The following is a 23,350-nucleotide window of genomic DNA, read 5'->3' on the forward strand; positions in this document are numbered from 1 at the left end:
ATCAAAAAAAAGGAACTGCGCTTTGCAGTTCCCCACCATCTCTATTCCTTACGATAACGCCAGCATCGCTTTCATATCTTCTTCTGCAGTCGTAATGAGCTTCAAGCCAAACATCTCCACCAGTACATCCAGTACACCAGAAGAAATAAACTCAGGCGGCTTCGGCCCAATGCGAATATCCTGAATGCCGAGGCTGAACAAGCCTAGCAGGATGGCAACCGCTTTTTGCTCAAACCAGGACAGCACGATGCTGACAGGCAGCTCGTTCACTGTACAGCCGAAAGCATCTGCTAATGCCAGAGCGATTTTCACAGTAGAACCTGAATTGTTGCATTGTCCCAAATCAATATAACGCGGAATGCCAGTATCTCCAACGGTGCCGTAGTCCACATCATTAAAGCGGAACTTACCACAAGACGTGGTCAAAATGACCGTGTCGTTCGGCAAGGATGTAGCCAGCTCGCGGTAATAGTTACCGCCTTTGCCTGGTGCGTCGCAGCCTGCGATGACGAAGAAACGGCGGATATGTCCATCTTTGACTGCCTGAATGATCTCAGGTGCCAGCCCGATAACTGTCTCATGATGGTATCCTGTCGTAAGCACCTGCTCAGATTCTACATCTGCGGCTGGCAGAGCCAACGCGCGTTCAATCAGTGGAGAGAAATCGTCGTTCACAATTTTGGCAACACCCTCCAGCCCTGCTACTTCATAAGAGAAGAAGCGGTCTGCATATGTGCCTTTAATCGGCATAACACAGTTCGTCGTGGCAAGAATCGCACCTGGGAATTCTTCGAACAATCTGCGTTGATCGTACCAGGCCTTGCCGATATTGCCCTTGAGATGTGCATATTTCTTCAACGCCGGATAACCGTGGGCAGGCAGCATCTCCGAGTGAGTGTAGATATTGATGCCCTTTCCTTCGGTCTGACGCAGTAATTCTTCCAGCGCGTACAAATTATGTCCGGTCACGACGATGCATTGGCCTTCGATTTTATTTTGGCTGACGGTAATCGGCTGTGGAATGCCAAAACGATCCGTATGCGCACGATCCAGCACATCCATGATCCGTACAGCAGCATTTCCGACCTTCATCGCCATCTCCAAATGCTCTTGTACATTAAAGTTAGAATTGGTTAAGGTCATATATAACGCTTCATGCGTGATCCGATCCACCTCAGGATCGGTATATCCCAACTGACGAGCATGTGTCGCATAGGCAGCAATCCCTTTTAATGCAAAAATCATTGTATCTTGCAAGCTTGCTACCGTCTCATTTTTCCCACATACTCCGATGACTTTACACCCGCCGCTCGGCGTCTGTTCACACTGATAACAAAACATATCGTTTTCCTCCAAATATTGATAGATATTTGTTCGTTATCTACAGCGTAACAAACCCCTGAACGTGCGGGTGTGATTACACACACACTTTTTAGCACAGATTATCATGAGAGGGCGCAAGGCAATTCCGCAATCCAACATTCCTATTCCGACGAATTTTCCTGAATTCCCCCGCCCTTACGGTACTGCACAGGAGACACGCCCATGGCTTTTTTAAAAGCAGTGCTAAAATAGTGCTGACTATCGTATCCCGTACGTTCTGCTATATCAAGCACAGACAATGTCGTAGAGTCCAGTAGCTGCACTGCTTTGCGGATACGGGCACGCGTGACGAGGGTCACGAAACTGTCGTTGAGCTCCTTTTTGAGCACACGGCTGAGATATACAGCCGATACCTGTAGCCGCGAGGCAAGAGCTTCCAGCGTCAGCTCGCGATCGGCATAACCTTCCTGAATAAGCTGCCGTGCCCGGCGTACGATGGGAGATAGCTGCGCTTCACCGTACACCCGATCCCGGCTCACCCGGTACGCATTGATTGCGCCTTCCAGCCCACCCTCGTTGGACTCCACATGCGTATGAACCGCTATATTCAGGTAACGTCCAATCGCCTGCTCCATGGAAGCGCCGATCGTCTCGGGTGCCTCCTGCCACAGGCATATGCCGATCAGTCCGTTCGCATCGCGGAACAACACATGCGGTCGGTCCTCCAGCAGTTCGCCAATAATATTTTCAGCGGCAAAAAGAAACAACTGGCGGTCATTCTCGCGCATAATCGTCTGCCGGGCCTCTGCCGCAGGCCACCGTACGACACCGATCTGAACAGGTGGCCGGGATGGAAGACGTAAAAACGCCAACTGCTCCATGACGTCTTTTCCCGTGTGCTGTCCTTCCAGCCATTCCAGACAAAATCGCTGACGCAGCAGCGGAATATTCCGTTCAATCTGCCCGGCAGCTTGTTCTACATAGGCGGCGCGTTTGTGCTCCTCGTCCAGTCGCTGACGAAGCCGTGACAATGCAGCGTGAAGCTGATCCGCATTTACCGGCTTCAGAATATAATCTTCTACGCCAAGCCGGACAGCTTCCTGTGCATAAGCAAATTCATCATGCCCGGAAATGATCAGGCAACGGCACTCCGAGCGTCCTTCCCTCAGCTGCCGAATCAGTTCAATCCCATCCATGAACGGCATATTCATATCGACCAGCACAATGTCGATGCTAAGCTGACCAACCAGCTTCAGCGCTTCTTCACCGTCCTCGGCCTCTGCTACAACCTCCATGCCCAAAGCCGTCCAGTCCAGGCAGTCCCGAATCCCCTCACGAATGATCGGCTCATCATCTGCGATCAATACTTGATAACGTTTAGCCGTGGCTATGCTTACTTCTGGTATGGCTTGGTCAATCAGACTCGCCGTTGTCGCGTTGTCTGTTCCCTTGGATTTCGTCATCCTGACCCTCTCCTTTGTCATAAGGCTTCTTCAGTTGCGCCATATCCAGCAGCAACGGATGAGTGATTGTAACGCAGGTACCTGTCCCTTCTTTACTGTCCAATGTAATTCCATATTCCTCGCCAAAAGACAATCGGATACGTGCTTGTACATTCAGCATGCCGTAACTTCTGCCATTTGTACGAACTTCCTTTTGTTTCCGTCTTCCTTCCATCGCCTCCAGCGGTATTTCCAGCCATTCACGCAGCTCACACAGACGCTCCGCCGTCATCCCTGCACCGTCGTCACGTACCGTCAGCAGCAGCTTGCCGTCCTCGGCTTTAGCTTCTACGCAAATTGTGCCTGGACCGCGTCTGGCCTTAATACCATGGTAAATCGCATTTTCCACTACAGGCTGAAGCATCAGCTTCAATACAAACAGATCCTTCAGCTCGTCGGGAACATTCAATTCCCAGCGAAGTCGATCACGATAACGGGTTTGCTGGATTTGCATATAGCTCGTGATATGCTCAACCTCAGAGCGCAGCGAAATAAAGTCATCCCCTTTGCTCAGTCCAAGGCGGAACAATTTCGATAACGCCCCCACCATGTCGGATACGTCGTCTGCTCCATTTTTCCGAGCCATCCAATGAATTGTATCTAGCGTATTGTATAGAAAATGCGGCTTAATATGCTCTTGGAGACTGCGCAGTTCGGCATCCCGTTTTTGCCGTTCCCTTAGTTCACTAAGCAACATGAGACGGCGGATCTGCTCCAGCATCCGGTTAAAGCTACGGCCCAGCATTCCGATTTCATCCCCGCGCTCACTCCACTGGCGAACCGTAAGATCCCCTGTCTCTGCCTTACGCATATAAGACATAAGCCGGAAAATCGGCTGCGCGATGGAACTGGACAATCGCAAGGATGCCGTTAAACCAAACAGACATACAATGAAAACAAAACAGACGACGTAGAACTGAATTTGCCGCACTTCCAGTGTAGATTCGCGTGCCGGGAATACTCCCACTGTTCTCCAGCCCGTGAACTCGGAAGCCTGGAACATGAAGAGCAATTCCCTACCTCCGGCTTCACGGGTAAACATTCCGCTATCCTCTGTCCCGAACCATTGCGGCGGAATGCGCTCAATCAAAGGCATATCTGGCATATATACACTGCGTCCCTTGGCATCTGTCACCATGACATACCCGCTTTTGCCCAAGGTTACATCTCTGGCGGCTTGCGACACAGCCCGCAGCTTGAGATCGATCATAATCACACCCAGTACATGTCCTGTCTCTGGGTCCGTGACCGAGCGAACGACAGAGACAATTTCACTGTCCTTATACCGGACATGAGTGGTCACATTACGGTGACTTGGCTGTCCCAGCACCGTGAATATACCTGCATGCTGCGCCGCCTGTGTGTACCAGTCTTCTTCCGTCAGGCTGCGCGTGCTTCGAGCATACATTTCATTGCTAATATAATCGCCTTTTTCGTTCACGATCAGAATCCCGGCAATTTCAGGATATAAGGTGGTAAACCCCTGCAAAAATTGCTTCATTTTATACAGCGTATCCTGCTCCTGTACGGAACTTACTGCCTGCTTGGAGCCGGGAGCCTGGTTTTGCAGAGGCTTCTGGGCTCGCTCCCCCTGATTTTCTGGCATTACACTACTCGTATGAACCGCGTGGCCATCGGCCAGCGTCCGCCCTTTCCAAAACTCGCCAATATCAGGATTAAAGGCAATCAGATACGTCATGTTCTGCAAATTTTCCATTTTGGTATCCAGTGCTTCGTTCACCTTGCCAATCAACTGCATCGTATGATTTTCCACCTGCCGCTCAATAATCCGTTCCACCGTCCAATTCACCAGCAGGCCTAGTCCCAGAGAAGGCACGATGCCAAACAACAAGAACAGCACCATGAGCTGATAACGTAAAGGCATATTACGCAAGCGAAGCCGTGGCATCATTTGGTGCAATCCTAAGTAGAAACGCTCCCAAAATTTATTTTGCATAATAATCATCTACATTCGCTCGGGTGACGACGGAAATCCCAGTATCTACCCGCACGGGCAGCGGAGTATTGTCTCCAGAGGAAGAAGGTGCAGGAATCGTCAAATGATGATGCAGATGGAACAGATATTGAAGTGACCAATAGCCCATATTCCATGTCCCTTGGGCAATCGTTGCCGAGATGGTCCCATCACGAATCATATCCAGTGTCGCTTTATTCGTATCAAAAGAAATAATCTTCAGCGGATGACTGCTTTTTTGGCTCAGTGCTGCCTCACCCACACCTGTTCCTCCGGTGGCTTCGGTCACAAAAATACCCGCCAGTTTCGGATAAGCTTTCATTAGCCTTTGCGATTCATCCCTAGACACCATCACGTCAGCACGACCATCTACCACTTCCACCACCTTCATGGCAGGATACTGCCGCTGAATGGTATCGCGAAAGCCGCGCGAGCGTTCCTCATGATTTTGCTGCCCAGGCAGTGTGAGAACAGCGACTTGGCCTTCACGTCCCAACAGCTCTGCCATTTTTTCCGCAGCGGTCACGCCTGCCTTATAATTATCTGTGCCCAAAAAAGTATATGCCCGGCTCCCCGGCGCTCCGGCGTCAAACAGCACTACAGGGATGTCGGCATCCAGTGCCTTATTAATGACCGGGATCAGGGAGTGGGGATCAATCGCTGATATGGCAATGCCTGCGGGTTTACGGGCAATCGCCTGCTCAATGACCGTCGTCTGCTCCTGTGCATCATACCGGGTAGCCCCCCGATACTCCACTGTCACCCCCAAGGCATCCCCAGCATCCTCGAAGCCCTTGAGCCCGCTTTTCCAATACTCCAAACCGGACTGGAACGTAATCATCATATACGTTTCTCCGATACTGCCTCGTAGCCCTTTTTCCTCCCAAGCTCCATTCAACCGCCCGGTTTGTTCATATCTGAACACATAGAGAGCAAAGGCTGCAATCAGCAGCATGTACACCAGCAGCGTTTTCTTCATCCTTCCTCTCCTCTTCCTGTGCGTATCCTTAAGTTATAAATTCACTTTAATTTATTCTGGTTTCACTTAGATTGTAAACGCAATCATATTAAATTGGAACTACTTCACTCTTCTTACTTTCAGGTGGCGTTAATCCTGCACTAATGTTTCTACGTTACAATACCTACAATTGTGCTAGGGAAAACATGTGCGAATCTTGAGGAAAAGGAGTGATATGGATGAGCAAGCCACGTATTGCGGAATGGACAGAACTACGGGGTCTTGCCTACCTCGCTGTCGTGCTTCAGCATTGCATTGGCGAATATATTTATCGCAGCGACATCCTACAGCCGGATTCCGTTATGCTCGCGATGCTGTACCATTTGACACGTTTTGGCACACCCACGTTCGTCTTCCTGTCTGCGGCGCTGCTATTTTATAATGGTAACAAACCGATTGGCTATTCCCGTTATATTGGCAGACGGTTTCGAGATATTTATGTTCCTTTTCTCTGCTGGACCATTGTTTATTGGGTATGTACTCAGAACTGGTCAACGGCGCAGTGGGGAAATATATATTTTTACAAAGGCATGTTCGAGGAAATGATCATCCCCGTCAGCGGATATCATCTATGGTTTGTGGTCATGATCTTTCAGTTTTATATTTGGTTTCCTTTATTTGCAAAAGCAACCGAACGGATTCGGACGTTTCTACGTCGTTTTAGCACCAAAAGGCGCAAGCAGCTTGTTTTGGCTGTGATGCTGATTGCTGCTACGGCTTATGCGTTGCTGTTACAATGGTCCTACTATGACATGTCTGCATGGAGCGCTTGGTTGCCATCCTTGGGGCAGACCCTGTTAGATTACCGCACTTATAACTTTGTTATGTACTTTTTCTATTTTATGCTGGGCGCAGTATGCGCCTATATGACGGACACCTGGCGGGGATTGGCCCAACAGACGTTGCCGTGGAATGTATTTGTCTTTATTGGTCTGTTCATGCTCATGGGTCACACGATGCTGATCCAGTCTGGCGATACGATCAATCTCAATATTTCTACCTATTTAAAGCCAAGCACCTTCGTGCTGATTGTCTCGCAGTTGCTTTTGTTGTATGGACTGCTGCTTCATTTGCAAAAAGACCCGCGTACCGAGCCGTTTCGCCGTATGCTTAACTGGATTGGACGCTACTCCTTCGGAGGATATCTGGCCCATGCACTCGTGCTATCCTTCATATCCTATTACACTCGTCCGCTTGTACTGGGTGATCATCATTTTACAGCTACGCTCATTACGTTTGTTGTCGTGGCAAGTGTGTCTCTGGGCATCAGTTGGCTCTTTGCCCATCTGCCTGGCGGCAACTGGATTGTTGGCTCCAAAGGCAGACAGCGCTTGAACTGGCGGCCTAATTTTCAGTTCCTCTCCTCCAAACGTGCTTCCAAAAGCACACAGGAGCTTGGCTAATCTTCTGCTTCAGCGTTCAATATGGGGGATTCGAACACCCTCAAGGACTTTCGCAGGGCTCACGTATTGAGCTCTGCTTTTTTTGTTGTCTAAGCATGCTGAATCATGTCCGTAACTGATTAACATTTTATGACATGGATATGTATTTTGTTTTAAAATAAGTCATTATATAGAATAATTATAAGCATTACGTGGGAGAAGTCACAGTTTTGCATAAAAAGAATGGGGGGATAAACTGAACATACCATCGTCGTTGTTAAGGATCTGGTCCAAAACCGGGTGAGGCTGCTTCCTGGTCTGAAACATACGGTTGAACTGATTAATCAGTTCATCCAAAAGCATAGACTGCTCCAGTACACAAGCATGTCCTAAGCCATACTCTGCGTAAAGATCAAGCAAGTGTTGTCTGGCATGTTCGATTTGTTGAGTTAACGTTACCGTTTCATCTTTGTTCATCCTACATACCTCCTACTGAATCTCATTTTAAGAAGGGATGTACAAATACGTCAGGATCAATTTTGAAGCAAAAAATTACAAAATAATACAAAAAGAGACCAGCAATAAGCTGGCCAATGAAAAAAACAAAAAAATCGACTAAGCTGTGCCAATATGTCCTTGAACTTGGACTGTGTTAGCGCTTGGGATTTCAGTTGGAACTGGTAATCCAACTACCAGTAAAAAGCTAATTGTTGCCAAAATTAAAACTGTCTTCTTGATCATTTTTTTCCCACACCTCCTTATAAGCAGAATAAAATTGTGCCTGCATTTCAGGAGTAGCAAGCTCACTGAAACAGAAAAATAAGCCTGCACAATTGGAAATAAGTAGTGCGTGGTTAATTATACCAGCTTTTTTCAAAGCTTCTATTAAGCATTTAAACCCATAAAGGTATCTCCCTTTATATAGGTTGTATTTAGCTAACTTATACCAGAATCGTACAGTTTCTTCGAGTATGACTTGCTGCTCTGTTAATGTACTCGTATATTCTTGATCACGATAGACTGTAATTTGGGGTTCAAACTGCTGAAGAATATGATCAATATCGATGTTGTAACGATTAGCTACTTCTATGACATTTAAAAGTTCTGCAAATATATGTTGCTCTCCAGATATATGTTCAACGTAATCTGGCAGCACACTAATATCTCCAGACATAAGCTTATTAACACAGGTATTAATTTTTGCCCAATGCTCAAATTTTTCTAGCCAATGGAGTGTATCTGGATCATTTTCCTTCACCCAGCTTAGATCGGAATAACCACGAAGATGTGCTAATGCTTGTGCATGATCGCCTTTTGCATCACAAGCATTAGCACACATCAATTCGGCGTAGGCTATGTATACAAACAATGGTCTGCTTAGCTTTTTTCGTGGCTCTGTTCCTTTTCGCTTGGAATTGTGAACCAAATGATATTGAAGCTGTCCTAACTGACCCATCCGATGTGCAAATTCATACACCTTGTCCCACATGCTTAATGACCTATAGACATTCGCTAAATCTTTTAGAGCATCTAATTGCTCTATCTCGTCTAAGCGATCCACAAAGGGGGCGAATTCAATAGCAGCCTGAAGGTTTACAGCCCGATCCTGTCCAACTTTGATTTGGAACAAGCGATACTGGCAGATTGCTAATCGCTCTGAATGCTGCTGCTTTTCGCTTTCAGCTACCTTTTTGTATAAGTAAGCAGCTGATTCGCTGTAACCGTCTTTGTATACATTTTCGGCGACTTCAAAGAGCGATGGCAGATAATTAGGGTTATCCAATAACAGAATGACAACTCGCTGCAAGCAGTCCAATCGCCCCAGCTCAATGCATCGGTACAGGAACGGGCTGATTTTTTTCCAGTTGAGTGGACATTCTTCAATGCATTCTTCAATGTAACGTTCGTAAAAATAATCCGGTGGTAAATTCATTCCCGCAGTAATACTATCCAGTTGGTGAACAGACATAGACCGGTTGCCCGTCACAATACCACTAACTGTACCTACATTCAAATCGATCGTGTGACCAAACTCGGTCATGGTTAAGCCTTTTCGTTTCAGATAGGTTTGAACTTCTGCCTGTATCGTAGGTGTGATTTCCATGGATAAACCACCCTTTCAGCATCTTCATAGATTCCCATTTTCAATAATTCATATAGTTTTGAAACAAATAGTATAATTACTGTTTTTTCATTCATGATAATACCATCTTTTGGAACATCAATAAATACTTTTACTTTATAGATTTTTATATTTTTATTAGGAGATCATTGGATGATAGATTATTATGATAGGAGAAGATCACTTGAAAAATACAGGTATGACACGTCCCTTGGACACGTTAGGCCGGATTGTTATTCCAAAGGAATTGCGAACCTCTATGGGTATTCAAGCTGGCGAGTCTTTAGAATTTTATTTGGATGTTGAAACCGGATTGTTAAGTATGCGGAAGTATATTGGTGTCTGCTGTCACTTATGCCATTCGGTCCAGGATTTAAGCTATTTCAGACATTCATTTTTATGTAAAAAATGCATACAAGATTTGAAGGGAAACATCGAGGATTGTCCAATACCTGCTCTTGCTGTTAAGGAAGCTGGAGATAGTGAGAAAAGCATAAAACGATCGTCTTCACAACATTTGGTTGAACATCTAAGAAGACTTATGCGTGAGTATCCAACAGCCCAGCAAGGCGAATATGCTGAATGGCTTGGCGTGTCACAAAGCCGTATATCTCAGCTTAAAAAGCTATTATAGGTGTTGATTAACTTGATCCCAGTAAACTCCAATAACCAGTCGCTGTTTATCTCAAGGCGACTGGTTATTTTTTAACTTCGAAACCATAATGACTAAAATTTAACAGATTAGATTTCAAAACTTCCAAATGATATTGCTGTAAAATATGGATTTAAACTCTTCAAGATGATATATTCTGACTATATGTAAACTTCCTAAAAACGCTTTTAACGGACTTAAAACAAAAAAATGGTTAGTGGGTGTATAAATGAAGTCACATGTTCTAATTTATGATGGGTATGTTAGTTTTGAAATTATGCTAGCAACCTATTTTATGAAAACCAAAGGGGATATTGTGCACTAAATAATGATCATAAAGTGATCGCGACCATTTGTTCTGCCACGGAACTATTGGAGCTAGCAGGTGTTTCTCCTAAAAATCATGTGAGTCATCCATCGGGCCTGGAAATACACAAGAATATCATATCTGCTAAACCCAATAAGTATGTAGATTTTGCAATCGAAATAGGCAAGGTCATGAACATTTATACGGATGATGAAGATTTTAATGAAACCATTGATTTTTTTAAGCTCTTTAAAGATAGCTGATTCTCCTCACAACAATCACTTTATGCATGGTGGTATTTGGGATATTATTAATAAATAAATTTACATACATAAAAGGGGTAATTAGAATGAATGACAAATTAAAGGGGCTATTCGTGGGCTTAACCGTAGGGATGATGATTACGGGTGCAACCGCAATGGCTGCATCTGGAACAAGTGTAAATGCTGTTGTGAAAAAGTTTGATGTATTTTTAGAGGGTACAAAAAAGAATACTGCCGAGGGCTTGATTTACAATGGAAACACGTACATCTCTGTTAAGGATATTGGAACTGCCGAAAGCAGACCAATCAGCATCAAGGGTAATAAACTGTATTTAGGGAAACAGCAAAATATTATTATAGAAAATCAAGCAATCACTATTCTTTTGGATAAAATAAAAAACGAAGCTACTAAATATAATTTACACGTAATGGTTGAAGGGATCGAAGGAACAAAATACTCTTTAAGAGCTTACGAAGATTTTCCTGATCACATTGCAACTTATGGATTCTATTATGTAGATAAATACACTGGTAAAGTAACTAAATATGACATCGTAAATGATAAGGAAGTTGAAATATAAGGATGGGTTCTCCCCATCCTTTTTTATTGTAAAACAATTTTACTCCCAGACTATCGCTTCAATTGAGCTTCATTCGAAGTTCCAGATTTACGGTCAAATGTAATCGGACCTTTACGGTTCACAATCCGCTTCAAATCCACGGTCATTTCATTCTTCAATTTATCAATAAGCTGATCCTCTCGAATGCCTTTGCTTTTAGCCACCTCGGCCAACGATTTCCCTTGTCCCAGCTCTTTCTCTAACTGGACAGGTGTGATCCCCAGCAGCCTAGCTACTTTTTCGTTGAGATGGTGATTCAAGCCGCCAGGCCTTTTGCCATGTCTATGTCTGTGCACATGTCCGTGCCCGTGATCGTCCTGTGGTTCAACATTCCACTGTTGGGCTTCCCCTTGGACTGAATTATTGGGAGTGAGAGCTTGCAACGAATGCTCTGATTCCATACTGGATGCTCCTGCGGCACTCGTAGCACCGAACATCATTACTCCTCCATATAGGATAGCAGCGGTCAATTTCCATTGTTTTTTCATGTTGTGGACCCTCCTTTCACCCTTTTTCATCTATATTTTCTCTTTCAGCTTTTTTTATTCGTATTTCGCCTGTTAAGTAACCATAAGACGGGAAAAAGAGCTCATGAGCATTGCTATCACAATTACACCCAACCTTCGATCTTCACGCGCTCCTTGAGAACCCTATCGTGTAGAGTGAGCAAAAATAAACAACTAAACTTTCTACAATATAACTTGAAGTTTTTCAGGTTAAATATGAAGGGTAACATGATAATATTAATTTGTAATCGATTACAACTATATTTTTGGAAATAAATGTTGTATCAAGCTACTACAGAATGCATTGCATCACAGTCAGCATTATTCCGTAAAGGCAAGAAATTCGACGAAACCAAGACACACCAGCAAATCGGAAATATTTCTGTAAACTACAGCGCCAACTACCAACCAAATGGTAATTCTTATTTATGCGTCTATGGATGGGCAGTTGACCCGCTCGTAGAATATTACATCGTCGATAGCTGGGGAAGCTGGCGTCCACCTGGTGCAACACCAAAGGGCACCTTTACCGTTGACGGGGGAACATATGATATTTATGAAACCACTCGGGTTAACCAGCCTTCTATTAAAGGAGACATTACAACTTTTCAACAGTATTGGAGTGTCCGGACATCCAAACGCACAAGTGGAACCATATCGGTCAGCGAGTACTTCAAAAAGTGGGAAAGCATGGGCATGAAAATGGGCATGATGTATGAAACTTCACTTACTGTAGAGGGATGCCGAAGCAGCGTCAGTGCCAATGTAACTAATAATACCATTACGATTAACGACAGATAATCCTAAGGGCGGAACGACTCTAAAATCAACTAACCTTACTGTTTATTAAAATTGTTAGGAGGAAGAACCTTGTCTATAGCTAAATTAGGAAAATGGACGGCGATTATGTCAATCACCGTGTCTTTATTCACAGGGTCGCTGGTAATCTCCAACAATCAGGCGCATGCGGCTGATTGCTCGAACGGTTATGTAGCGTTAACCTTTGACGATGGCCCCAATCCCTCTAATACCAGAGCACTGCTTAGTGCCCTGAAGCAAAACGGATTACGCGCAACGCTCTTTAATCTTGGACAAAACGCGCAGAATAATTCTTCGCTCGTACGTGAACAACAAGCAGCAGGCATGTGGATCGGTAACCATTCATGGTCACATCCGCATATGACGCAACTGAGCGCATCACAGATGTCATCGGAAATTACACGCACACAGCAAACAATACAGTCTATTACTGGCACGGCACCAAAGTTGTTCCGTCCTCCGTATGGCGAGACCAATGGAACCCTCAAATCCATTGAGAACCAAAACGGTCTTACCGAAGTGTTATGGAACGTTGACTCCCAGGACTGGAACGGCGCCTCTACCGCACAGATCGTAGCTGCCGCAAGCAGACTTAAAAACGGCGATGTGATCCTTATGCACGATCAGTATCAGACTACGCTCCAAGCGATCCCACAAATCGCACAGAATCTCAAAAACCGCAACCTTTGCTCTGGTATGATCTCTCCAAGCAATGGCCGGGCGGTAGCGCCTGACGGCAAAAACAACGAAACACCGCCAAACACGAGCACAAAAATCGAAGCAGTAAATATGACGAAGAGCGGTCAGTACACTTCAAATATCAGCTCGCCGTTCAACGGAGTGGCTTTATACACGAACAATGATTCGGTGAAATTTACACAGAATTTCACCAGCGGTACCCATAGTTTTTCACTCCGGGGTGCTTCAAATAATTCCAACATGGCCAAAGTTGACTTGAAAATTGGTGGACAAACGAAGGGTACCTTCTACTTCGGCGGGAGCAGTCCTGCGGTCTATACTTTAAAAAATGTCAACCATGGCACCGGAAATCAAAAGATTGAGCTTGTTGTAACAGCCGATGATGGGACATGGGATGCTTATCTTGACTATTTGGAGATCATCTAATTTTAAAAAAACAAAATCCCGGCGGGATCTTCCCGACCGGGATTTTTGTTGATATCTTTTTCACATAATTCTCAATGTAAAAATAACATAATATTGCAATATCGCAATCTCTTATATAATGACGGGTAACAACTAGAAGTCGCTACAAAAACATTCATAAGAGATGCGGGTGGTAGCCATGGAATGGTATTTTGCATACAAAGAAGAATTGGAAAAGGTATTCCGCCAAGCGGAGGAACGGACGGCCACATTTCCGGTTCCCTTTCAGCAAGAGGGGTTAGACTACCTGGCGCGGTTTAATCCGTTGCGGGAAGACAGTACGCGTAATTACATATGCTATTTGCTTCCATTTTGGCTGCAGGAACTGACCGGACTGTCTCCCGAAACATGTCGCAAGCTGTCACTCGGCAACGTGTTCGTCATGGCTCATTATTTAATTCAAGACGACGTGATGGACACAGCAGCAGACAACCGTAAAACGCAACTTGCCTTAAGTCAGCTTTTCTATACCGAGTGTCTAAACATTTATCAGGAGCTTTTTCCGGCAACCTCTCCTTTTTGGTCATATGCCCGGACGTATGTGGACGAATGGGCCGTTAGTGTGATATCCGAAGGAACAGAGGACTATTTTCAAGGTGAAAGAAATAAGGTCGCACTAAAAGCCAGCCCATTAAAAATGGCCGGGACGGGTGCCTTATTGCTCGCAGGTCATGCCGATCTGATTCAGACTGTTACCCATATGACAGATTTGAGCTTGCTCGTGCTCCAAATGTCGGATGATTGGGCAGATTGGTCAGAAGACTTGGTGGAACATAGCTATAACTGCCTATTGTCCCATATCAGCGCCGAACAAAAGACGGCGTACTGTGAAGGACTAGGACCACAACAAATTCAGGAAGCGATTTATGTACGCGGGGCGCTCGCCGGCTATGTGGACATTGCGAATCAAGCAGTCCAGGAGCTAGAGACGATGGAGCCTTCCATCCATGGTCTGCATAGGTTCGCACATTCCATCGCAACAGAGCTCAGCGAAGAGGCAGCAGAAATTGAAGGCGGACGCTCACATTTGCGAAGAGGCGGGCTTGATTATTGGCTCTCCAAAAATATGAAATAATGCTAGATTTTTCTGAGTCTTACGTGGTATACTGACTAGGTAATTATAACCAATTGAATGAGAGGGTGATTTTTGATGGCTACTGAAGTTCTTCAAACACAAGTCATTCAAAAAGCTTGGGAGGATGCCAGTTTCAGAGAGAAACTGATGGCAGATCCCAAATCTGCAATTCGTGATGTGTTAGGAGTCGTGATCCCCGATCATATCCAAATCAAAACGGTAGAGGAAACGTCTGATCAATTTTATCTGGTTATCCCTCCAAACCCTTCAGGCGTGATCGCTGCATCCCAGAAACCTCGCGCGATGTGGTAGATTGGTTCTTGTAGCTTATTTAATCTATACTTTTTAATCTCAAGCGGGTGGGCTCAGCAAGCTTCCCTCCGTTTTCTCCGAACGCAAAAAAGCCGGATGTTATCCGGCTACGGGGAAGCGGATGGTCGCTTCTGTTCCCACCCCTTTTGCACTTGTAAAAGATATTTTACCATTCATCGTTTCAATAATCCGAAAGGTCACCATCATCCCCAAACCCGTGCCTTTAGTCTTATTCGAAAAATAAGGCTCACCTCGTCTGGATAAGGTCTGAGCATCCATCCCTTCACCATTATCCCGAATATGAATGACTGCTTCTCCATTATCCACATAAGCCCATATATGAATATGTCCCTGTTCTCGCAGCGCTTCAATACTGTTTTTGATAATATTGATAAATGCCTGCTTGAATTTGGAGGAATTCCCGCGCACTTTGATTTCCTGGGGAATATCCAGTGAAATTTTACCACCTTGCAGATTTGCCATTGGACTGATAATTCCTTCTATATGTTTGAACTCATCCAATATGGTCAACGTTTTGGTATGGTCAAACTCCGGCTTGGCAAAAGTCAGAAAATCAGTAATAATCGCGGACGCTCGATCCAACTCCTCCAGAGCGATATGCAGATAGTCTTTGTTCTTACCATCCTCCTGCTTGCTCATCAATTGAAGAAATCCACGTGTAACCTGAAGCGGATTGCGCACTTCATGAGCTACAGATGCAGCCAAATCGCTAATAATCTCCATTTTCTCTGAACGTTGAAGCTCATTATTGAACATCTCCAGTTCTCTGGAATACCGAACCACTTGCTTGTGCTTTTCCGCCAGCCTTCTGCCCAAGATCGCAATCAATGCCAGGACAAAACCGAACACGCCCCATTTCCATAAAAACATATTGTAGTGTCCGTCCCGGATAAAGAACCAGCTGAGTTCTGCGATCGTGATGACTGCAAAAAATGCAAAGCCTGTCGATAAAATGATCGCTTCGTGGTCTCCCTTAAGCGCCATGCGAATCGAAGCAAATACCAAAAGTACCATCAAAGCTACGAGCAATATACCGAGGACGATTACACTGAAAAAATAATATACATCGTTGAGTCGCTCCTGTGCTCCTAAATTCACAATCATGATGATGAAGCAGAACAAAGAGTAGGCGGTTAACAATTTTCTGAATTTCCGAATCAGTAAAATTGAATTGATATTTTGCTCAAAAAAGAAGGCTAATGAAGGCAACAGAATAAATAGCGCCACATCAAAAAGTTGTAAATACAGCTTGCCATAGCCGCGATAGAACGTATATAAAAACGGTGAATACGTTACAATCATCAGACCGATCGACAATACAATCGCGCTTAGGGACAGCCACATGGCCATACTTGGACGGAACAGGAAAAACGAGCAGATCAATAGCACCAGGGCGATAAAGATAAATGTACTGCCCAGTACAATATCCAAGACATCCATTCTGACCAAGTTTCCCAACAAGTCACGATAATCACCAGTCATCACATTTCCGATAATGCCCAGTCTATTTTTACTGCTTTCCGTCCATATGTATAATGTTTTACCACTGTCTTCTGGCTTCAGCGGAATCAGAATACGATTATTCTCATAATTATAGCCACGGTACGATTCATAAAAATTGGTGCCATCCTTATACAGCGTAATGTGCCTGCCATAAATATTTTCAAAAAGCACCGCTGGTGTTTCATCATTTAACGAAGGTAGCTTAATACGAATCCAGGCGGTGCCTCTATTGCCCGGCTGCTTGAGCAGCTGTGTATCATCTTCAATATGCATCCAGACCTTACTGTGATCAGTTACCTCATCTAAAGAGCCATCCTCGTCTTCTGCTCCCCATCTCATATCCCAGGAGGGTATCTTATACTCCCTTTCCGGGGTCATTTTGGCCGCATAGCCGATGTGGTCCAGCGACAATAGTATCACAATGACCGCTAGCAGAGCGGCGACAGCTTTGGGCACATGCCTCATATTAAGCACCTCAAAGTTACGTAGTAGGATTTACAAATTTGTATATGTTTTAACATTTTTATCTTCCTGAAACTATATTATTCTATACGATGATGTTCATACCTTCTTCAAAATAAGGGTATCATGTTCTTTTTAATCATTATTTGTAAAATCTTCATATTGGTTAATGATCATTTCCTGTTCGCGTTGCTCCATCTGCTCTCTAAGCCCTATCCAAGGTTCACATTCTTCATCCTCATAGATCGTCCAAATATCGGAGAATAAATAATCGCGTATTTCTACTATTTTTCCGGCCTGTCCGCCGTCTGTCCAGTATAAACCATCCGGACGCCGAATAACGGTACGCGAATAGCCTGGGGTAGATGCCTTTTGACCTACTCGGATTCGACTAATCATCGGACCAAACATGTACCATTCCAATTCATATCCCTCCAACTCCTCTTTATCATATCACAGCAGTTACCAAAAAAACGCTTATTGGGAAAGAGCATATCCCTATTCGCATGATTTTAACTTTTTACAGACACACTAACTCTAAGTTTAGCCGTTCTGCGGTTTGGGTAAGGTCGAAATAAGCAACAAAAAGCAAAGGAGCTGAGTTAGATGGCAAATCGCGACAATCAAAAGACTGAGCTACAGGATCATGATTTTGAGCCTTCCCTGCAAAATGCAGAAACAAACTGGGAGAATCTGATCGAGGGGCCTGATACTCCTCTGGAGGACGTACCTGATGCCGATGAACTGACACCGAACAGTCCTGTTGATCCCTCTGCGCCTGCTGAATTCCTGCATGGTACAGATTTGCTGAACGGTACCGATGGGGATGAAGAAGAGCAACTGGACAGTGACGATATTCTGGATTAATTACTGCATGTTATAGGAGATAAGAAAGCGGTTTCTCATCTTGCTATGCGGGTAATGAAGTGTATATACCGAAAGGAGTTGACTAATCTCCTATGTATAAAGATCCGATGTCTCAAGCTGATATGGAGTACAAACGCTATAAAACCTTGAATCCTGTAGAAGAGGATGACCGCAGGACTGCGGACAAGACTCATACGGACGATGGCATAGAAGATAACCCACGAGGAGTCGCATCAGCGAAGCCCGAACCCAGAGATCAAGCAAGATGATAGCACAGATAGGGAATGCAAAAACTAGAATCGGAAATCAGGGCTTGCCTTCTGCATCCACTTTGTTTAAAATAAGGTCAAATCTTTTGAATACCATGAACAAAGACATAGACGGAGACAAGTAAGCGTCATCGGATTCCCACAGAAAGGTATGTATTGCTGAGAGCGTACCGCAATCCCGCGTTGAAATTCACTCCCGAGTCGAGCCTTGAACCGACGACAGAAGGATTCATTCCTTTGACCGCAGTAGAGGTTTCCGGAAGCCCCCGTTACGGGCATCAAGCTCAGAGGTTACTGCCGTCGATTGAATGACGTTGACGACTTGCACGTATACTTCTGTAATTAGGGTGGTACCACGGCATTCGTCCCTTGCGACGAGTGCCTTTTTGTGTTATTTTCTGCAAAAAGTCTATGGGCTGAAAGAAAAACAATTTTTAAATCGGGAAGGGTGTACTGTATGTCAATCAATGAAAATTCTTTGGAGCTGTTGCGGGAACAGCTCGATGCTACAAACTTGCAATTGCTGGAGCTGCTGTCCCAACGCGCTGAACTGGCAGGACAGCTAGGAAAATTGAAAGAAGCTCAAGGAGTACCTGACTTTGATCCAGTGCGCGAGCAACAAATGCTGGACAAGCTGATCGCAGCTAATCGTGGACCTTTCGACGATGCTACGATTCGCCAGCTGTTCAAAAATATTTTCAAGGCTTCTCTGAACTATCAAAAAGAAGAACACAAAAAACATCTGATTGTCAGCCGCAAAAATCAGCCGGATAGCACAGTTATCAAGGTTAAAGATACACTGGTGGGTGGCAAAGCCTCCATCATGGTTGCAGGTCCTTGCTCGGTGGAAAGCTACCAACAAACTCGCGAGGTAGGTGCGGCTCTCAAGGAAGCCGGTGTGCCGATTCTGCGTGGTGGCGCGTTCAAACCGCGTACATCTCCGTATGATTTCCAAGGGCTGGGTATTGAAGGCCTGCAAATTCTCAAACGCGTTGGCGACGAGTTCGGGCTGGCTACAATCAGTGAGATCGTCGATCCAAGACATTTGGAGGAAGCCATCCCATACATCGATATCATTCAAATTGGCGCGCGCAACATGCACAACTTTGAATTGCTTAAAGCTGCGGGTGAAACCAGAACTCCGGTTTTGCTCAAACGCGGATTGGCTGCCACAATGGAAGAGTTCCTTCATGCTGCTGAATACATCGTTTCCCGTGGCAATACACAAGTCATGCTGATTGAACGCGGTATTCGTACGTATGAAAAATGGACACGTAACACGCTGGATATTTCCGCTGTTCCGATTTTGAAAAAGGAAAGCCATCTGCCTGTACTGGTGGACGTAACTCACTCTACAGGACGTAAGGACATCCTGGCTCCTTGTGCCAAGGCTGCCCTGGCAGCTGGTGCCGACGGCATCATGGTAGAAGTTCACCCGAACCCGGCAGTCGCTTTGTCCGATGCTCAGCAACAGCTGAACATACCTGAGTTCCACAACTTCCTGTCTGAAGTCAAAGAATCCGGTTTATTCAAAGCGTAAAATCAATTTTATGCCTAAACCTTCAATAAAAAGAATGCCATAGTGGTTATCATCCTAAACACAGCATTCAATAAATTAGGCTCATGGAAAATACTCCATGGGCCTTTTTATTTTTGCATATCGGACCTCAAACAATCTCTATACACGTTTAATGCTCTTTTCAGTCAAAGGAACATAATATCCTTTTCCATTCGGGCCCATAGCAAATTTATTGCGAAGATGGATTAGATTAGGGCCGAATTTTGCCTCCAATTCTTCACGGAACTCATATAGGATTTCCATGATATAAATATCATGAATAATCACTTCCGTAATCGGCATTACAAGGCCTGGGTGTAGCGTCCATGCAGCGCGGCTGTCATCACCAAGTGAAAGTATGCCAGCTACAACCTCCCGGTCATCCACGCTAAGCACAATCCACCGACCACCGATTTCGGACGTAATCTCCTCACTCATATCATGGCGGTAAACAGTAGCAAAATCAAAGTTAAGATCACCATATGCTACAAGGATCACCTCAATTCCTTGTTGAGCAGCTTGCTCTAAGGCATCCCGGAACACTTCGGCATCCTCTTTCCAAATTTCCAGTAAAATTCGGTGTTTTGCTCCCTTCACACCTTCGTTGATGCGATTGATAATGGCTTCATAACCCGAAATATTCCAAATATTCTCTCTATTTTGAAACGATGCTGTGTACTGCTCCAAACTCTCTTGCGCCACATTAAAAATCTGTTCTGCTTTGCGTTTTCTCTGGGCAATCAATTCATGTGGAGGAAGCGGCACATACAGAGGTGTATTTTCTTGACTTACCATGATGTCCCCACGGTTGACCATCCCCGACAAAACCTCATAAATTTTGGATCTCGGTACTCCAGAGTTCAATGAAACGGCATATCCCGAAAGTGGAGAGCTTTCCAATAAAGTCACATAAGCCTTGGCTTCATATTCACTAAAATTCAAATCACGTAGAATTTCTAATATGTTTGGTTTTGATTTCATGACGTCTTCTCCTCAATTCATGTTCTTCCTTACTATATCACTTCCCCTTGACAAAAACTGATATACAAATTATCTTTTTAGTAGCATTTTCATAGTAGTAACCATAGTAGCTACTATGATACTTTCATAGGGGATGAACTCAGGGAGGATACAACTTGAACAAAGTCATAGCTCATCACAGCGAAAGCAACCGGATTTACTATACTTCTACGATTCTAGCGCTATTGATCTGGAGCACATCGTTTATTGCCACCAAAGCAGCCTATACGACGTTCCCTCCTCTTACCTTGGGTCTATCCAGATTTATCATAGCTTCCATCGTACTAGGTATCGTTTTGCTAATCAAAAAAGAACATGTCAAAGTAAAGCCAAAGGATTTGGCTACGATTTCGTTTAGTGGGGTTCTTGGAATCACTCTTTATTTTGCAATGGAGAATATAGGAGTTAGCCTGACAACCGCTTCCAACGCAGCATTAATTGTCGCATCGTATCCGGCAATTACATCGCTGCTTGAATTTATTTTGTATAAAGTTAAATTATCCAAATATAAAATCTGCGGCATAGCACTGGCCATGATCGGGGTATATTTCTTAACCTCAGTTGGCGAAAGCTCGGATGGTAAGAATCAACTCATCGGAAATTTAATCTTGATTGGAACTGGATTTGCGTGGGCGTTTTACACTTTCATGACGCGCAAGGTTGTGGACAAATATCCGCCGGTGACGTTATCTTTTTATCAAACCGTTGCAGGTAGTATCTTTTTCATACCGTTAGCCTTATTGGAAAAGGATAGTTGGCAGGCTCCGACAACGGGATCGTTTATGTTGCTCATGTATCTGGGGGTGTTCTGCTCTGTTATCGCATTTTTGCTTTATAATTACGGATTAATCAAGCTGTCACCGAGCAGTTCCGTTTCTTTAATGAACTTGGTTCCGATATTTGGGGTGTTGTTCTCTGTCTTACTATTGCACGAAACGATTACATGGCGCCAAATCATTGGCGGTTTGGTCGTTATTCTAGGGGTCTTGATGAGTGCACACCAAACAAGCCGTACCTAAAGATATTGCAGTCCTACAATACTAGGGCGAGTGGCCTTTCTAAAAGTTCTCGCCCAGTCGGCTATATCTAGGCAGTCGGCTTTTTTTCTTTTATATAAAAAAGGTGGTTATATTGATTGATGAGGTTATCCATAATTACAGACTGTTTGAGCACACTAGCATGATTAAAACCATGTTTTGCTTGCAAAATATACAGCTTTTGACGAGCATTCTCAAGCTGTTGACGCAAAATGTCGTCTCTTATCATAATATATCCCTCCCTGTCATATGATCAGTGTAAAGGGTTATGAATAATATACTAAAAATAAGGGTTTGGGATAATTATCTAGTTGGCCTATCCGGCAGAATGAATATTCTGCTCGGTGGCGTTATTTTTGGCTGAAATCGGGAAAACGTTTTTTCCCTTCGCCCATAGCAACAACGCTGCAACCAGCAAGATGCCACCGTTTAATACGAAGATCCAGCGAATGGGCATCCAGCTACCAAGCATGCCGCCAATCAGCGGTCCCGCCATCGTCGCGAGCTGGGTAGCTGATTGATTCAGGCTAAAGGCTCGTCCGCGAAACTCCGGCTTGGTGACTTCCACAGTCATTGCATTGATCGCCGGCATGACAGACGCATAAAACAATCCATATCCAAACCGAAGCGCACCAAAACCAACAAAGTTGGTTACAAAAAACTGCAAGATGTTCCCGATTCCCGAACCGATCAGTCCAATCAGCAGCACTTGGGCAAAGCCGATTTTCCCTCCAATCCGGCCCCATCGGGGAGCCATCAGCACCGCCGCAATGCCTACAGCTGAGAATACAATCCCGGAACTTAAAGACGCATGGCTGCGATCCACGCCCATTTCAAGCACATACACCGTAATTAACGGTTCCAAGATCATGACGGAAAAGGTACTTAATCCAGCCAGAATAAGCAAAAAGTACAACGGCCGATTAGCAATAGCCTCTTTGATATCATCACGAACATGCGAGCGGGTACTGGTGCCCTTGAAGCTATCCTCTCTAGCGCCAAATGTCGCGATGAACGCAGATACCAATACAAGAGCCGCAGAGAAATAAAAGGCATTCCGATTGCCATAATAATGACTCACCACACCGCCAATCAGCGGCCCTATAATGCTGCCCGTCGCTCCAGCAGTCGCCATAATGCCAAGGGCGTAGCCCGTTTTTTCTTCAGGCGAGCCCGTCCCGACCAGCGCAATCGCCGCAGGAATAAATCCGGAGAGGAGTCCTTGGAACAAGCGAACTCCTACAAATACATATGGGTCTGTCACCAAAGCACATACCAGATACAATACAGCCAGGCTAAAGCCTGATCGAATCAACATCGGCTTACGCCCATACTTATCTGCCAGCGAACCCCAAAACGGAGCAATCAACGCGCTCGCTAAAAAAGTAACTCCAAAGGCAATCCCCGACCATAGTTCCAGATGATCGTTAACTCCCAATTCCGTATTCAGAAAAATAGGTAAAAACGGAATCGACACGGAATAGGCCATGCTGCAAAACAATACTCCGATCCACAAAACAATCAGGTTTCGCTTCCAATATAGATGCATGCTGCCACACGTCCCTTCTGTTCA

The 23,350-nt window shown here is 44.8% G+C and carries 21 protein-coding genes, 1 pseudogene and 1 other annotated feature; of the genes and pseudogenes, 10 read left to right on the top strand and 12 right to left on the bottom strand.

Annotated features, from left to right (window positions below; all coding sequences use genetic code 11):
• Nucleotides 1–48: 48 nt before the first annotated feature.
• From hcp to KSP24_RS10170, 4 genes are all read right to left on the bottom strand, one after another.
• A complete protein-coding gene (hcp, locus tag KSP24_RS10155; protein WP_064962432.1) occupies nucleotides 49–1,341 on the bottom strand; it encodes a hydroxylamine reductase in 1,293 nt (430 codons plus the stop codon).
• A 143-nt stretch (nucleotides 1,342–1,484) separates the two neighbouring features.
• Nucleotides 1,485–2,786 carry a response regulator gene (locus tag KSP24_RS10160; RefSeq protein WP_013369735.1) on the bottom strand — a complete coding sequence of 434 codons (1,302 nt, stop codon included), beginning with the start codon at nucleotides 2,784–2,786 and terminating at the stop codon, nucleotides 1,485–1,487.
• On the bottom strand, nucleotides 2,737–4,737 hold the full coding sequence (locus KSP24_RS10165) for a cache domain-containing sensor histidine kinase (protein WP_216975052.1): 2,001 nt from the start codon (nucleotides 4,735–4,737) through the stop codon (nucleotides 2,737–2,739). The genes KSP24_RS10160 and KSP24_RS10165 overlap by 50 nt, the downstream gene beginning before the upstream one ends.
• Nucleotides 4,738–4,771: 34 nt before the next feature.
• Nucleotides 4,772–5,779, bottom strand: coding sequence for a substrate-binding domain-containing protein (locus KSP24_RS10170; RefSeq protein ID WP_013369733.1), 1,008 nt, complete (start codon nucleotides 5,777–5,779; stop codon nucleotides 4,772–4,774).
• Between the two features lie 218 nt (nucleotides 5,780–5,997).
• Here KSP24_RS10170 and KSP24_RS10175 point away from each other — a divergent pair, with 218 nt between their 5' ends.
• Nucleotides 5,998–7,221: an acyltransferase gene (locus KSP24_RS10175; protein WP_216975053.1), complete on the top strand. Its 1,224-nt coding sequence runs from the start codon at nucleotides 5,998–6,000 to the stop codon at nucleotides 7,219–7,221.
• A gap of 201 nt (nucleotides 7,222–7,422) precedes the next feature.
• Here the strand turns inward: KSP24_RS10175 and KSP24_RS10180 are convergent, their stop codons facing one another.
• Entirely contained in the window at nucleotides 7,423–7,677 is a 255-nt protein-coding gene (locus tag KSP24_RS10180) for an aspartyl-phosphate phosphatase Spo0E family protein (RefSeq protein WP_013369731.1), read from the bottom strand.
• A 226-nt stretch (nucleotides 7,678–7,903) separates the two neighbouring features.
• Complete coding sequence (locus KSP24_RS10185; protein ID WP_216975054.1) at nucleotides 7,904–9,304, bottom strand: helix-turn-helix domain-containing protein; 1,401 nt, start codon at nucleotides 9,302–9,304, stop codon at nucleotides 7,904–7,906.
• 202 nt (nucleotides 9,305–9,506) lie between these two features.
• Between KSP24_RS10185 and KSP24_RS10190 the strand changes: the two genes are divergently transcribed.
• Together KSP24_RS10190 and KSP24_RS10195 are read left to right on the top strand one after the other, a co-directional pair.
• Nucleotides 9,507–9,956, top strand: coding sequence for an AbrB/MazE/SpoVT family DNA-binding domain-containing protein (locus tag KSP24_RS10190; protein ID WP_238791015.1), 450 nt, complete (start codon nucleotides 9,507–9,509; stop codon nucleotides 9,954–9,956).
• A gap of 674 nt (nucleotides 9,957–10,630) precedes the next feature.
• On the top strand, nucleotides 10,631–11,125 hold the full coding sequence (locus KSP24_RS10195) for a hypothetical protein (protein WP_216975055.1): 495 nt from the start codon (nucleotides 10,631–10,633) through the stop codon (nucleotides 11,123–11,125).
• A 50-nt stretch (nucleotides 11,126–11,175) separates the two neighbouring features.
• Here KSP24_RS10195 and KSP24_RS10200 read toward each other — a convergent pair whose 3' ends face one another.
• Nucleotides 11,176–11,652 (bottom strand): hypothetical protein, encoded by a 477-nt coding sequence (locus KSP24_RS10200; RefSeq protein ID WP_216975056.1) that lies wholly within the window; start codon nucleotides 11,650–11,652, stop codon nucleotides 11,176–11,178.
• A gap of 333 nt (nucleotides 11,653–11,985) precedes the next feature.
• Between KSP24_RS10200 and KSP24_RS10205 the strand changes: the two are divergent.
• The 4 genes and pseudogenes from KSP24_RS10205 to KSP24_RS10220 all read left to right on the top strand — a co-directional run.
• Nucleotides 11,986–12,471, top strand: a pseudogene (locus tag KSP24_RS10205) (glycoside hydrolase family 11 protein); the annotation flags it as partial.
• Between the two features lie 105 nt (nucleotides 12,472–12,576).
• Nucleotides 12,577–13,614: a polysaccharide deacetylase family protein gene (locus tag KSP24_RS10210; RefSeq protein WP_419185403.1), complete on the top strand. Its 1,038-nt coding sequence runs from the start codon at nucleotides 12,577–12,579 to the stop codon at nucleotides 13,612–13,614.
• Nucleotides 13,615–13,792: 178 nt separating this feature from the next.
• Nucleotides 13,793–14,728, top strand: coding sequence for a hypothetical protein (locus KSP24_RS10215; protein ID WP_216975057.1), 936 nt, complete (start codon nucleotides 13,793–13,795; stop codon nucleotides 14,726–14,728).
• A gap of 75 nt (nucleotides 14,729–14,803) precedes the next feature.
• On the top strand, nucleotides 14,804–15,040 hold the full coding sequence (locus tag KSP24_RS10220) for an NHLP leader peptide family RiPP precursor (protein ID WP_216975058.1): 237 nt from the start codon (nucleotides 14,804–14,806) through the stop codon (nucleotides 15,038–15,040).
• A gap of 99 nt (nucleotides 15,041–15,139) precedes the next feature.
• On the opposite strand, the gene KSP24_RS10225 is transcribed toward KSP24_RS10220, so the two are convergent.
• Nucleotides 15,140–17,029 (bottom strand): ATP-binding protein, encoded by a 1,890-nt coding sequence (locus KSP24_RS10225; RefSeq protein ID WP_216975059.1) that lies wholly within the window; start codon nucleotides 17,027–17,029, stop codon nucleotides 15,140–15,142.
• Between the two features lie 132 nt (nucleotides 17,030–17,161).
• Nucleotides 17,162–17,449, bottom strand: a complete 288-nt coding sequence (locus tag KSP24_RS10230; protein WP_013369721.1) for a hypothetical protein — start codon at nucleotides 17,447–17,449, stop codon at nucleotides 17,162–17,164.
• Nucleotides 17,450–17,632: 183 nt separating this feature from the next.
• Between KSP24_RS10230 and KSP24_RS10235 the strand changes: the two genes are divergently transcribed.
• Nucleotides 17,633–17,893, top strand: coding sequence for a hypothetical protein (locus KSP24_RS10235; RefSeq protein ID WP_013369720.1), 261 nt, complete (start codon nucleotides 17,633–17,635; stop codon nucleotides 17,891–17,893).
• A gap of 368 nt (nucleotides 17,894–18,261) precedes the next feature.
• Nucleotides 18,262–18,535 (top strand) — a binding site (T-box leader).
• A gap of 84 nt (nucleotides 18,536–18,619) precedes the next feature.
• A complete protein-coding gene (locus tag KSP24_RS10240; protein WP_216975060.1) occupies nucleotides 18,620–19,702 on the top strand; it encodes a bifunctional 3-deoxy-7-phosphoheptulonate synthase/chorismate mutase in 1,083 nt (360 codons plus the stop codon).
• A 138-nt stretch (nucleotides 19,703–19,840) separates the two neighbouring features.
• Here the strand turns inward: KSP24_RS10240 and KSP24_RS10245 are convergent, their stop codons facing one another.
• Nucleotides 19,841–20,701 carry a TrmB family transcriptional regulator gene (locus tag KSP24_RS10245; protein WP_013369717.1) on the bottom strand — a complete coding sequence of 287 codons (861 nt, stop codon included), beginning with the start codon at nucleotides 20,699–20,701 and terminating at the stop codon, nucleotides 19,841–19,843.
• A 155-nt stretch (nucleotides 20,702–20,856) separates the two neighbouring features.
• Here KSP24_RS10245 and KSP24_RS10250 point away from each other — a divergent pair, with 155 nt between their 5' ends.
• A complete protein-coding gene (locus KSP24_RS10250) occupies nucleotides 20,857–21,759 on the top strand; it encodes a DMT family transporter (RefSeq protein ID WP_040101971.1) in 903 nt (300 codons plus the stop codon).
• Nucleotides 21,760–21,826: 67 nt separating this feature from the next.
• Here KSP24_RS10250 and KSP24_RS10255 read toward each other — a convergent pair whose 3' ends face one another.
• Nucleotides 21,827–22,006, bottom strand: a complete 180-nt coding sequence (locus tag KSP24_RS10255) for an aspartyl-phosphate phosphatase Spo0E family protein (RefSeq protein ID WP_013369715.1) — start codon at nucleotides 22,004–22,006, stop codon at nucleotides 21,827–21,829.
• 87 nt (nucleotides 22,007–22,093) lie between these two features.
• On the bottom strand, nucleotides 22,094–23,326 hold the full coding sequence (locus KSP24_RS10260; RefSeq protein WP_064962446.1) for an MFS transporter: 1,233 nt from the start codon (nucleotides 23,324–23,326) through the stop codon (nucleotides 22,094–22,096).
• Between the last annotated feature and the right edge of the window lie 24 nt (nucleotides 23,327–23,350).

The sequence above is a fragment of the Paenibacillus sp. AK121 genome, from assembly GCF_019042715.1.
In the GTDB taxonomy this organism is placed as follows: Bacteria; Bacillota; Bacilli; order Paenibacillales; family Paenibacillaceae; genus Paenibacillus; species Paenibacillus polymyxa_C.

Coding starts and splice junctions, on each gene's coding strand:
- KSP24_RS10165 (WP_216975052.1), bottom strand. CDS start 4,737: ATGATGCCACGGCTTCGCTTGCGTAATATGCCTTTACGTTATCAGCTC.
- KSP24_RS10160 (WP_013369735.1), bottom strand. CDS start 2,786: ATGACGAAATCCAAGGGAACAGACAACGCGACAACGGCGAGTCTGATT.
- KSP24_RS10245 (WP_013369717.1), bottom strand. CDS start 20,701: ATGAAATCAAAACCAAACATATTAGAAATTCTACGTGATTTGAATTTT.
- KSP24_RS10175 (WP_216975053.1), top strand. CDS start 5,998: ATGAGCAAGCCACGTATTGCGGAATGGACAGAACTACGGGGTCTTGCC.
- KSP24_RS10180 (WP_013369731.1), bottom strand. CDS start 7,677: ATGAACAAAGATGAAACGGTAACGTTAACTCAACAAATCGAACATGCC.
- KSP24_RS10210 (WP_419185403.1), top strand. CDS start 12,577: ATGTCAATCACCGTGTCTTTATTCACAGGGTCGCTGGTAATCTCCAAC.
- KSP24_RS10215 (WP_216975057.1), top strand. CDS start 13,793: ATGGAATGGTATTTTGCATACAAAGAAGAATTGGAAAAGGTATTCCGC.
- KSP24_RS10240 (WP_216975060.1), top strand. CDS start 18,620: ATGTCAATCAATGAAAATTCTTTGGAGCTGTTGCGGGAACAGCTCGAT.
- KSP24_RS10225 (WP_216975059.1), bottom strand. CDS start 17,029: ATGAGGCATGTGCCCAAAGCTGTCGCCGCTCTGCTAGCGGTCATTGTG.
- hcp (WP_064962432.1), bottom strand. CDS start 1,341: ATGTTTTGTTATCAGTGTGAACAGACGCCGAGCGGCGGGTGTAAAGTC.
- KSP24_RS10200 (WP_216975056.1), bottom strand. CDS start 11,652: ATGAAAAAACAATGGAAATTGACCGCTGCTATCCTATATGGAGGAGTA.
- KSP24_RS10185 (WP_216975054.1), bottom strand. CDS start 9,304: ATGGAAATCACACCTACGATACAGGCAGAAGTTCAAACCTATCTGAAA.
- KSP24_RS10260 (WP_064962446.1), bottom strand. CDS start 23,326: ATGCATCTATATTGGAAGCGAAACCTGATTGTTTTGTGGATCGGAGTA.
- KSP24_RS10255 (WP_013369715.1), bottom strand. CDS start 22,006: ATGATAAGAGACGACATTTTGCGTCAACAGCTTGAGAATGCTCGTCAA.
- KSP24_RS10220 (WP_216975058.1), top strand. CDS start 14,804: ATGGCTACTGAAGTTCTTCAAACACAAGTCATTCAAAAAGCTTGGGAG.
- KSP24_RS10235 (WP_013369720.1), top strand. CDS start 17,633: ATGGCAAATCGCGACAATCAAAAGACTGAGCTACAGGATCATGATTTT.
- KSP24_RS10195 (WP_216975055.1), top strand. CDS start 10,631: ATGAATGACAAATTAAAGGGGCTATTCGTGGGCTTAACCGTAGGGATG.
- KSP24_RS10170 (WP_013369733.1), bottom strand. CDS start 5,779: ATGAAGAAAACGCTGCTGGTGTACATGCTGCTGATTGCAGCCTTTGCT.